This window comes from Vibrio pelagius, from assembly GCF_024347575.1.
GTDB lineage: Bacteria > Pseudomonadota > Gammaproteobacteria > Enterobacterales > Vibrionaceae > Vibrio > Vibrio pelagius.
The window spans coordinates 1372064-1382953 of sequence record NZ_AP025503.1; the positions used below are offsets into that span (position 1 = coordinate 1372064).

The 10890-nt window shown below is 44.2% G+C and carries 10 protein-coding genes; 7 read left to right on the forward strand and 3 right to left on the reverse strand.

Annotation, left to right across the window (positions count from 1 at the left end; translation table 11 throughout):
* From thrS to yqfB, 5 genes are all read left to right on the forward strand, one after another.
* On the forward strand, positions 1 to 1929 hold the full coding sequence (gene thrS / locus vsple_RS06150) for a threonine--tRNA ligase (protein WP_032549211.1): 1929 nt from the start codon (positions 1 to 3) through the stop codon (positions 1927 to 1929).
* A gap of 66 nt (positions 1930 to 1995) precedes the next feature.
* Positions 1996 to 2484 (forward strand): translation initiation factor IF-3, encoded by a 489-nt coding sequence (gene infC, locus vsple_RS06155; RefSeq protein ID WP_301339526.1) that lies wholly within the window; start codon positions 1996 to 1998, stop codon positions 2482 to 2484.
* Positions 2485 to 2589: 105 nt separating this feature from the next.
* The gene (gene rpmI, locus vsple_RS06160) at positions 2590 to 2784 is read left to right on the forward strand and encodes a 50S ribosomal protein L35 (protein ID WP_032549209.1); all 195 of its coding nucleotides are present in this window, start codon (positions 2590 to 2592) and stop codon (positions 2782 to 2784) included.
* A gap of 41 nt (positions 2785 to 2825) precedes the next feature.
* Positions 2826 to 3179 (forward strand): 50S ribosomal protein L20, encoded by a 354-nt coding sequence (rplT, locus tag vsple_RS06165; RefSeq protein ID WP_004401084.1) that lies wholly within the window; start codon positions 2826 to 2828, stop codon positions 3177 to 3179.
* A gap of 210 nt (positions 3180 to 3389) precedes the next feature.
* A complete protein-coding gene (gene yqfB, locus vsple_RS06170) occupies positions 3390 to 3704 on the forward strand; it encodes a N(4)-acetylcytidine aminohydrolase (RefSeq protein WP_152468587.1) in 315 nt (104 codons plus the stop codon).
* A gap of 48 nt (positions 3705 to 3752) precedes the next feature.
* Here the strand turns inward: yqfB and vsple_RS06175 are convergent, their stop codons facing one another.
* The 3 genes from vsple_RS06175 to vsple_RS06185 form a co-directional block, all read right to left on the reverse strand.
* Complete coding sequence (locus vsple_RS06175; protein WP_261882981.1) at positions 3753 to 4991, reverse strand: leucine-rich repeat-containing protein kinase family protein; 1239 nt, start codon at positions 4989 to 4991, stop codon at positions 3753 to 3755.
* 136 nt (positions 4992 to 5127) lie between these two features.
* Entirely contained in the window at positions 5128 to 5709 is a 582-nt protein-coding gene (locus vsple_RS06180; protein ID WP_261882982.1) for a TetR/AcrR family transcriptional regulator, read from the reverse strand.
* Positions 5706 to 7142: a coniferyl aldehyde dehydrogenase gene (locus vsple_RS06185; protein WP_261882983.1), complete on the reverse strand. Its 1437-nt coding sequence runs from the start codon at positions 7140 to 7142 to the stop codon at positions 5706 to 5708. Before vsple_RS06185 ends, vsple_RS06180 begins: the two co-directional genes overlap by 4 nt.
* A 407-nt stretch (positions 7143 to 7549) precedes the next feature.
* Here vsple_RS06185 and speA point away from each other — a divergent pair, with 407 nt between their 5' ends.
* Both speA and speB read left to right on the forward strand, forming a co-directional pair.
* On the forward strand, positions 7550 to 9457 hold the full coding sequence (speA, locus tag vsple_RS06190; protein ID WP_261882984.1) for an arginine decarboxylase: 1908 nt from the start codon (positions 7550 to 7552) through the stop codon (positions 9455 to 9457).
* Positions 9457 to 10383 (forward strand): agmatinase, encoded by a 927-nt coding sequence (gene speB / locus vsple_RS06195; protein ID WP_261882985.1) that lies wholly within the window; start codon positions 9457 to 9459, stop codon positions 10381 to 10383. The genes speA and speB overlap by 1 nt, the downstream gene beginning before the upstream one ends.
* The last annotated feature ends 507 nt before the right edge of the window (positions 10384 to 10890 follow it).

The following is a 10890-nucleotide window of genomic DNA, read 5'->3' on the forward strand; positions in this document are numbered from 1 at the left end:
ATGCCAATTATTACTCTTCCTGACGGCAGTCAGCGTCAATTTGACAACCCTGTATCAACTTTAGATGTTGCCCTATCAATCGGTCCTGGTCTTGCTAAAGCAACCATTGCTGGTCGTGTAGATGGCGAGCGTGTTGATGCTTGCGACCTAATCGAGAACGATGCAAGCCTAGAAATCATCACCGCTAAAGATGAAGTTGATGGTCTTGAAATTGTACGTCACTCTTGTGCTCACCTTCTTGGTCACGCTGTTAAACAGCTATTCCCAGAAGCGAAAATGGCGATCGGTCCAACGATCGACAACGGCTTCTACTACGACATCGACCTAGAGCACTCTCTAACGCAAGAAGATCTTGAGAAGATTGAAAAGCGCATGAAAGAGCTGGCTAAGACCAAGTACCAGGTTGTTAAGAAGAAAGTTAGCTGGCAGGAAGCGCGTGATGCTTTCGAAGCTCGCGGCGAAACATACAAAATGGAAATCCTAGACGAGAACGTTTCTAAAGACGACCGTCCAGGCCTATACCACCATGAAGAATACATCGATATGTGTCGTGGTCCACACGTACCACATATGGGTTTCTGTCAGCACTTCACTCTACTTAACGTAGCGGGTGCTTACTGGCGTGGTAACAGTGACAACAAGATGCTGCAACGTATCTACGGTACTGCATTCCACGATAAAAAAGCGCTTAAAGCTCACCTAGTTCGTCTAGAAGAAGCAGCAAAGCGTGACCACCGTAAGATTGGTAAAGCATTGGATCTATTCCACATGCAGCAAGAAGCACCAGGCATGGTGTTCTGGCACCACAACGGTTGGACTATTTTCCGTGAACTAGAAGTGTTTGTACGTCAAAAACTGACTGAATACGATTACCAAGAAGTAAAAGGTCCTCTAATGATGGACCGTGTACTTTGGGAACGCTCTGGTCACTGGGACAAATACGCAGAAGCGATGTTCACAACGTCTTCAGAGAACCGTGAATACGCTATCAAACCAATGAACTGCCCAGGTCACGTACAGATCTTCAACCAAGGTCTGAAATCTTACCGTGATCTACCGCTACGTATGGCTGAGTTCGGCTCATGTCACCGTAACGAGCCATCTGGTGCGCTTCACGGCATCATGCGTGTTCGTGGCTTTACTCAAGATGATGCTCACGTATTCTGTACTGAAGACCAAGTTCAACAAGAAGTTAAAGCTTGTATTGAAATGGTTTACGACACTTACACAACTTTCGGTTTCGAAAACATTGTTGTTAAGCTGTCTACTCGTCCAGAGCAACGTGTAGGTTCTGACGAAATGTGGGACCGCGCTGAGGCTGACCTTAAGCTTGCACTAGAGTCAATGGAAATTGCATACGAGATTCAAGAAGGTGAGGGCGCGTTCTACGGTCCTAAGATTGAATTTACTTTGCATGATTGTTTGGACCGTGCATGGCAATGTGGTACAGTGCAGCTCGATTTTGCATTACCAGAGCGTCTAGGTGCAACTTACGTTGGTGAAGATAACGAGCGTCACACGCCAGTTATGATTCACCGCGCGATTTTAGGTTCTCTAGAGCGCTTCATCGGTATTCTAATTGAAGAATACGCTGGCTTCTTCCCAACGTGGTTGGCGCCAGAACAAGCAGTTGTAATGGGCATTACCGACAAACAGTCGGAATACGTACAAGAAATTACGAAAAAACTGCAAAAAAGTGGATTTAGAGTCAAAGCAGACTTGAGAAATGAGAAGATTGGCTTTAAAATTCGCGAACACACTTTGAAACGTGTACCGTTCATGCTTGTATGTGGTGACCAAGAAATGGAAGCCGGTGAAATTGCAGTACGTACACGTAAAGGTAAAGACCTAGGCAAGTTTAAAGTGGATGACTTTATTTCTTACATCCAAGCCGAGGTTTCAAGCCGTAAGCTCAATCTGGAGGAATAAGCTATTAAAGGCGGAAGACGTGGCCAACAACCGGCCAAACAAAACCAGCATCGTTTAAACGGTGAAATTCGTGGCGTTCGTGAAGTTCGTCTAACAGGCGCTGACGGTGAAGCCGTTGGTATCGTTTCTATCCAAGAAGCGCTTGATGCAGCTGTAGAAGCTGGTATGGATCTTGTAGAGATCAGCCCTAACGCCGAGCCGCCAGTTTGTCGTGTGATGGACTACGGTAAGTTCCTCTTCGAGAAGAGCAAAGCTGCGAAAGAGCAGAAGAAGAAGCAAAAGCAGATTCAGATTAAGGAAGTAAAATTCCGCCCTGGAACTGACATTGGAGACTATCAGGTAAAACTACGCAACCTGACGCGTTTCCTAGAAGACGGCAACAAAGTGAAGGTAACAATTCGCTTCCGTGGCCGCGAAATGGCTCACCAAGACATCGGTGTCGACGTTTTGAATCGTCTGAAAGAAGATACAGTAGATTTAGCTGTTGTAGAATCTTTCCCGACTCGAATCGAAGGCCGCCAAATGATCATGGTATTGGCCCCTAAAAAGAAGTAATTAACGGCTTTGCAAGTAATTGAACCCTGCAGCCTCTGGTTGCGGGGTTTTATTCGCCCTAATTACTATTGTTATTAACAACTCAACAATGCGGAGTTATTCATCATGCCTAAGATGAAAACCAACAAAGGTGCTGCTAAGCGTTTCCAGAAAACTGCTGGTGGTATTAAGTTTAAGCACGCTGGTAAACGTCACATCCTGACTAAGCGTACTACTAAGAACAAGCGTCAGCTACGTCCAAATGCAATCCTTCCTAAGTGTGAAGTGGCTGCAGTTGCTCGTATGATGCCATACGCTTAATTCTTTTTAGTTTAATAATCGTTTAGTTTAGGAGAAGCATAATGCCTCGCGTAAAACGTGGTGTACAAGCTCGTGCACGTCATAAGAAAGTTCTAAAACAAGCTAAAGGTTACTACGGTGCACGTTCTCGTGTTTACCGCGTAGCTTTCCAAGCAGTTACTAAAGCTGGTCAATACGCTTACCGTGACCGTCGCAACAAGAAACGTCAATTCCGTCAACTATGGATTGCACGTATCAACGCTGCATCTCGTCAGAATGGTCTATCTTACAGCCGTTTCATCAACGGTCTTAAGAAAGCATCTATCGAGATCGACCGTAAGATCCTTGCTGACATCGCGGTATTCGACAAAGCTGCATTCGCAGTTCTAGTTGAAAAAGCAAAAGCTGCTCTTTAATTAGAGTTTGCATTTAGGATTAAGAGAAGGAGAGCTTAGGCTCTCCTTTTTTATTGCCTGTGATTTGGCTCTTTAGGGGTTCCCAACTCCTTCCTTCGTCAGTCTTGGGAATGACGAGATAAATTTTCGCATCCAATTTTCATTCGCTTCGTTAGATATTCTGGTATATAAACAAGTATCTAAACCTTTAATTACAAGTGATTGAAATCCATGACCGCACCAACCACTATGACGTTCTTTGAGCGTTTTGAAGCTGACATCCTTTCTGGCAAAAAGACTATCACCATCCGTGACGAATCTGAGCGTGATTACCAACCGGGTAGCGTTGTAGAAGTATCAACATTGGAGCAAGGACGTGTATTCTGTAACCTTAAAATCATCAGCGTAGAACCGATTCTGTTCGATGAACTGGGTGAATTCCACGCTCAACAAGAGAACATGACATTGCAAGTACTCAAAGACGTTATTCAAGAGATCTACCCAGGTATTTCTCAACTGTACGTTGTCTCCTACGAGCTGGTTTAATCGTTAACAACATATCTTTAGTCCTTGAAACTGAAGTTCGTGTTACGTTTACACTTCGAAGCTCGCAAGGCGCGAGTACAGTTTACTCCTAAGGTCTTGCTCGGCACAGATTGTCAGCAGATCATCTATAAAGTGTTTCAAAGCACGAGCTTCAATACGGCGAATACCTTGCTGTTGTTCTGTAGTCAGGTATCCGTAGATGGTTGCAGCACCAAAGTCACCGAAGATCATCTCAGCTTGTTTATTAACCAAGGTGTTGTGTGCGTATAGGTCGCCGTGACAAACCTTGTTGTCGTGCAAGTGGTTAAATACGTCAATCATCTGAGTCACGACCTTGTCGATTTGCGAGATCGGAAGCTCGAAACCTTCTGGGAAAGTATCACGCGTACAAGTTTCGAGTGTCGGTGGCAGTCCTAGGTTGTAATAGCTTTCAGGAATGAGCTCCATCACCAATGCCAAGTCGTTGCCATCATCTACCTGTGCAATCGACTTAACAAGATTATCGTGATGGCCTGCTTGGAGACACGCCTCTAACTCATCATGCGGATAACCATCACTGGTCACTTCACCTTTAAATACTTTAACTGCTACTTCGTTTGGAAAATCAAACTTGTCATCAATCCAGTGTGCATGAGAGATAACGCCGCTCGCACCTTGTCCTAACACTTGATTCAGACGGTAGCTTGAAGTTGTTACCTGCGGCACGCTATCGAGAGATTTAGGGTGTTTACAGAATGGATTCCCCGCAAATGCTAGCCACGCCAATTTAGGAAGCTTAATCAGCAGTTCCGGAAACTCGGCCAATTGGTTAGCCGATAGACGAACCAGTTCGAGGTTGTTGAGATTTTCCATACTGTCTGGCAACGCTTTAATTTGGTTGCCTGCTAGCGCCAGCTTTTGCAGTCTTGGGCGGTGTCCTAGGCTTTCTGGCAATACCTCAATCGCGTTGTCAGTCAGAATCAGCCAACGTAACTTGATAGGCAATGCGTGTTCACTAACCGTCTTAATCTGGTTCGTTTTAAAGCCAACCATTTCTAGGTTTGGTAGTTCTCCCAACACCTCAGGAAGATGAGTGAACTTGTTGTTAGAGGCAAAGATAATGCGTAGCTTGGTCAGTTTTGCCAATTCTTGTGGAAGTTCAGATAGTGAATTGCCTGAAAGGTCGAGCACTTCGAGAGTGTCTGCAAGCTCTATGATTTCCATTGGGAACGTTTGAAGGCCTTCAGCCAATTTTAAATGTGTTGAGCCCAATAATTGTCCGGATTGTAATTGTTCTAGAGTTTGCAAACCTAAGCCTTCTGATTGTGTTTCGTTTAGGCGGGTAGTGTACGTGTCTTAACTAGTGATTGCGAGGGCTGCGCTGTATTGGATCCACCTAAATGACTTGATAAAACATTTGTCGTATCTAAAGGGTAATATGAATCTAATCAGGCTGTTTACCACCAATAGCGCGCCAACACATATCAAAACTCTGTTGAACGTAATTCTGTTGTTCTTCAATCGAAAGCTGCTTTTGGTCTAGCAGCCAGTTAACCGATATTAAGAAGTGGCTATGAATGAAGTGACGAACGAGTTCAATATCTAACGTCAATAATTCACCGGACTCTTGACCTGATCTAATATTCTCGTCCAGTGTTGTAAACAATTCAGTGACGATGCTTTGCCTTTTTTCAGTTGTCGGATGGAAGTGAATATTGGAAAAAAACTTCATGGCGTCTGGGTGAACAGAAGCCCAATCAATACCACACAACCAAAGTTGGTTCATTCTCGAATACAGTGGAGCTGAAGATGAACCTATCCCTTGAAAAATCGTATTGAACAGAGTTTGCTTTAGCTCTCTAAAAAGCTCGTCAACCAGTAGTGATTTGTTTTCAAAGTGGTGAAATAGAGTCGCCTTTGCCACACCCGCTGTTTTAGCAATTTGCGCGGTTGATGTCCCTTCAACGCCTTGTTCTGCAAAGAGTTGAAGGGCGGAGTCTAAGATTTGCTGTCTTTTTGTAGTCATCGGTTAATCACTTTAAAAATCAATTTCTTAAACGCTTTTGTATAAGGAGGGTGCAACAATTTTGTGTAGTTGATTTTGCCTCGGCTCAGAACCGTTTTGGCGTGACTAAAGGTTTTAAACCCTTCGATACCGTGATAGTGACCCATACCTGACGGACCAACTCCACCAAATGGTGCATCGTCAACGGCAACGTGAACCAGAGAGTCGTTAATACATACGCCACCAGAATGAGTTCTGTTGAGGATTGCGTTCTGCGTTTCGCTTTCGTGGCTCATGATATATAGCGCCAATGGGCGAGGGCGATCATTGATGTACTCAATTGCTTCGTCTAGAGAATCATAAGGGACAATAGGCAGAATAGGACCAAACAGCTCATCTTGCAGTGCTATCATGTCGTCATTTACATCTGTCAATAGGTGAGGTGTCATGCGGTGATTCACATCGTCTTGAGCTTGATCGCTCACCGTATGAACGGTAGCACCTTTTTGCTTGGCATCGTCAATCACGCTTTTCAGTCGAGCGTATTGACGTTGATTAATGATCGATGTCAGATCGTTACTCTCAAGCCCTGCCGGATAAAGCTTTCTAAAGTAGCCCTTGTAAGCTTCAACAAACTCATTCACTTTTGTTTTAGGGAGTAAGATGTAGTCCGGTGCGACACAAATTTGACCAGCGTTGAGGCTTTTCGAAAATAGGATTCTCTGTACTGCGTCCATCACGTCTATATCGGGGGTTATGATGGTGGGTGACTTGCCGCCGAGTTCTAGAGTAACCGGTGTGAGGTTAGCTGAAGCTGCCTTCATTACATGCTTACCTACAGCGGTGGAGCCTGTAAACATAATGTGGTCGAAAGGGAGAGCGCTGAAGTTCGCTGCGACTTCTGCTTCACCTTCAATGATCGCGATTTGATCTTCACTAAATCCTTCGCTCAGCATCTTTTTCAAAACACGGTTTGTTGCGGGTGTGAACTCTGACATTTTCATCATCGCTACGTTGCCTGCAGCCAATGCCGTTGCTAGCGGACCAATCGATAGGGTAATAGGAAAGTTCCAAGGAACAATGATGCCAACAACGCCTAGAGGTTGATAATGGACACTGACTTTCGCTGGCTGAAGCATTAACCCAGCCCCTCGACGCGAAGGTTTCATCCATTTCTTAAGATTCTTTCGATTGTAATCAATTAAGTGCAGCGAAGGTGTGATATCGGCAATGAGAGAATCGTATCTTGCTCTTTGACCATAATCTTTTGATAGTGCATCGATGATTTGATCTTGGTAACGCACCAGCAGCTCTTTTAGACGAGCTAGATTATTTTGGCGTGTTTGTAAGTCAGTATTCGAGTTAGCTCGAAAGTAATTTTTCTGCTGGGCGAATACCTTCGTCATGTCAGCGTTTGATACCGCTTCATCACTGGTCATTGGATTGTGGTTCATTATTTTTGCTCCCCATTCTACCGACTGACCGATCGGTCAGTTGTTCAAATTTATACCAGTCATGTTTGTTTTACAAGCTATCGCAAGAAAAAGTTTAAAAGATGAACAGCAGTGAGCACCAAAAATAAGTGCAGAATTGGGGATTTCTTATGGTTCACAAAAAAAATCTGAAGAAATGTTCATGCCGTATTGCTCACAGATCTGGCGATAAGCCCTGATGTACCGATATCTCACGCAGTCGTAAAGCGACCATTGTCGACACGACAAATATCTATGATTGGACTCACTAGCCAGAATATCAGTTAATGCGCCCAACGAATCGTGACGTATCGATTTAGCTTGGGTAATGCCACTTGTTTAAACAGGGTGTTACTTGGTGATGGCCCTATACAGTAAGGTCTCTTGAAATGGAACAATCAGTTAATTTAGATCGCATCCGTGCAGAATATAACGTAAAGCACTGGAGCCAAGGTTTCTACGGTATTGATGATAATGGGGAAGTGTATGTCTCTCCAAGTAAAACGGATCATCAAATTCCTTTGAGGAATATTGTTAAGCAACTTGAACAGAAGAATGTCGGCTTACCAGCTTTGGTGCGATTCCCACAGATAGTTCATCAACGAGTACACAATATTTGTAATGCGTTTAACCAAGCTATCGATGATTATCAATACGACAATCGCTACCTTTTGGTATACCCAATTAAGGTAAACCAACAAAAGGAAGTCGTAGATGAAATTTTAGCAAGCCAAGCACAACTAGAGCAAAAACAGCTAGGGCTAGAAGCGGGTAGCAAACCTGAGTTATTGGCGGTATTAGCACTGGCTCAAAAAGCGAGCTCGGTGATCGTTTGTAATGGTTACAAAGACCGTGAATATGTTCGCTTGGCTTTGATCGGCGAGAAGCTAGGCCACAAAGTTTTCATCGTACTTGAAAAGTTGTCTGAGCTTGATCTTGTTTTGCAAGAAGCGAAAGCGCTAGGCGTAAAACCACGCTTAGGTTTGCGTATTCGTCTCGCTTCTCAAGGAGCCGGTAAGTGGCAAGCAAGTGGCGGCGAGAAGTCAAAGTTCGGCTTGTCTGCGTCGCAAGTGTTGACAGTGATTGAGCGTCTGAAAAAGGAAGATCAGCTAGAAGCATTAGAGCTCGTTCACTTCCACTTGGGCTCGCAGATGGCAAACATTCGCGATGTACGAAATGGTGTGAGTGAAGCTGCTCGTTTCTACTGTGAATTGCGCGATATCGGTGCTCAGTTAGATTACATCGATGTCGGTGGTGGTTTGGCGGTCGATTACGACGGCACTCGCAGCCAATCGGCGAACTCAATGAACTATGGTTTAGCTGAGTACGCACGTAACATCGTGATGACTGTCGGTGACATTTGTAAACAATACCAACAGCCGATGCCAGTGATTATTTCTGAGTCCGGGCGCTCATTGACAGCACACCACGCAGTTTTGATCACTAACGTTATTGGTACAGAAAGTTACTCACCAGAAGTGATTGCTGAACCAGACGAAGATGCGCCACTACTTTTGAAAAATATGTGGCGTAACTTCCAGTCACTGCGTGACGGTAGCGATGACCGTGCATTGATTGAGATCTACAACGATACGCAGAGTGATATTGCCGAGGCACACAATCAGTTCGCAACGGGTATGCTGGACCTACAAAGTCGCGCATGGGCAGAGCAAATTTCATTGCGTATCAATTACGAGTTGAATCAGTTGATGAGCACAAAGAACCGCTACCATCGTCCAATTTTGGATGAACTGAGCGATCGATTGGCCGACAAGTTCTTCGTCAACTTCTCGCTGTTTCAATCTCTACCAGACGCATGGGGTATTGATCAGGTGTTCCCTGTCTTGCCACTAAGCGGATTGGACAGAGTGAATGAACGACGAGCCGTGGTTCTGGACATTACTTGTGATTCAGACGGCACCATTGATCAGTACGTAGATGGGCAAGGTATTGAAACAACGTTACCAGTGCCTGCATGGAACCCAGATGAGCCTTATTTGATGGGCTTCTTCTTGGTCGGTGCGTACCAAGAGATCTTAGGTGACATGCACAATTTGTTTGGTGATACACACAGTGTTGTTGTCAATGTTGATGATGAAGGTAAAGCGAACCTAGATTACATCAATGAAGGTGATACCGTTGCTGACATGATGCGCTACGTGCATATCGACGTGGATTTTATTCGCCAAACCTATGAAGAGATGGTTAGCGCTAAAGTTCCAAGAGAAGAGCAGCAGAGTGTGCTTGCTGAGTTAGAACAAGGCTTAACAGGTTACACGTATTTAGAGGATTTTTAATGGACGATCTGTTTACTAAAAAAGATTATTCACTGTACTCCAATGCAATGACGTTTATGCGCCGTCCTTTGGTGCAAAATCCGGTCGATGCTGAAGCTGATGTGGTGGTGCTTGGTGCACCATTAGACATGGCAACGTCGGGACGTCCAGGAGCTCGTTTAGGTCCAGATGCGATTCGTCGTGCATCGGTTAACTTGGCGTGGGAAGGTAAGAAATTCCCTTGGGACTTTAATCTCTTCGACCATACTAAGGTCATTGACTCTGGAGATTTGGTCTTTGACACCGGTGATGCTGAAGATTTAACGGTACGTCTAGAAGCGGCGGCAACGGCAATCCTTGATAGTGGTAAAACGCTGTTGGGTCTTGGTGGTGATCATTTCGTCACATTGCCACTTTTACGTGCTTACGCAAAAAAGTATGGTGAAATGGCGCTCATCCACTTTGATGCACACACGGATACTTACAGTCATGGCAGTCGTTACGACCATGGAACCATGTTCTTTCATGCTCCAAACGAGGGGCTAATTTCTAAAGAGCACTCTGTTCAAATTGGCATTCGTACCGACTATACAAAAGAAAAACACGGTTTCGACGTTATTAATGCAATGGAAGCCAATGATCTGAGCGTGGCTGATATCGTATCTCGTATCAAGCAGACTGTTGGCGACAAGCCAGTTTACTTGACGTTTGATATCGACTGCCTAGATCCGGCATTTGCTCCGGGTACAGGAACACCGGTTTGCGGTGGATTAAACTCCGACAAGATTTTGAAGATTATTCGTGGTCTTCAAGGAGTCAACATGGTCGGAATGGATGTTGTAGAAGTCTCACCCGCATATGACCAGAGTGATATTACGGCATTGGCGGGAGCGACCATAGCGCTAGAACTTCTGTACCTTTGGACTGCAAACCGTCTAGCTAACTGATTTTTCGATATCTCTTATTTTAAGAAGTCACTGTTTTAGCGAACAGTGGCTTTTTTGCTTTGGGTAGATCTGGCTGAAAACAAGTGGTTTGAATCGAGATAACTTCGTAGAAATGGCGCTTTACGTATGAAAAAACTTAGGTACTGGGGCTAAGTCGACGGTAAACAATGAGCAAAAATGGAGCTACTTGGGGACTATTTCTTATTACTCAAAATAAGTCCTTATTTGCTCACGCTTATTTCAAAAAATCTTGTTCATAAAGCGAATGTAGTTCGATATGCAATCAATTACCTCTGAAAATGGAATTTTTCTAAGGAAATACTAGCCTTAAAAGTAAATGAGTTCGAAAAGAATAGAGTAAAAACAATATCGAACCATCTCTTAAATATGAGAAAACTTGATAACAAAGTAGTGGTTGAAATTGAATTTGAGTTTCGGATCACTAAGCGCTTACAACAATATATATACGATGATTAGAACCATTAGTTTCTGTATCTAGGAGGACAC

Coding starts and splice junctions, on each gene's coding strand:
- thrS (WP_032549211.1), top strand. CDS start 1: ATGCCAATTATTACTCTTCCTGACGGCAGTCAGCGTCAATTTGACAAC.
- rpmI (WP_032549209.1), top strand. CDS start 2,590: ATGCCTAAGATGAAAACCAACAAAGGTGCTGCTAAGCGTTTCCAGAAA.
- rplT (WP_004401084.1), top strand. CDS start 2,826: ATGCCTCGCGTAAAACGTGGTGTACAAGCTCGTGCACGTCATAAGAAA.
- yqfB (WP_152468587.1), top strand. CDS start 3,390: ATGACCGCACCAACCACTATGACGTTCTTTGAGCGTTTTGAAGCTGAC.
- vsple_RS06180 (WP_261882982.1), bottom strand. CDS start 5,709: ATGACTACAAAAAGACAGCAAATCTTAGACTCCGCCCTTCAACTCTTT.
- vsple_RS06185 (WP_261882983.1), bottom strand. CDS start 7,142: ATGAACCACAATCCAATGACCAGTGATGAAGCGGTATCAAACGCTGAC.
- speA (WP_261882984.1), top strand. CDS start 7,550: ATGGAACAATCAGTTAATTTAGATCGCATCCGTGCAGAATATAACGTA.
- speB (WP_261882985.1), top strand. CDS start 9,457: ATGGACGATCTGTTTACTAAAAAAGATTATTCACTGTACTCCAATGCA.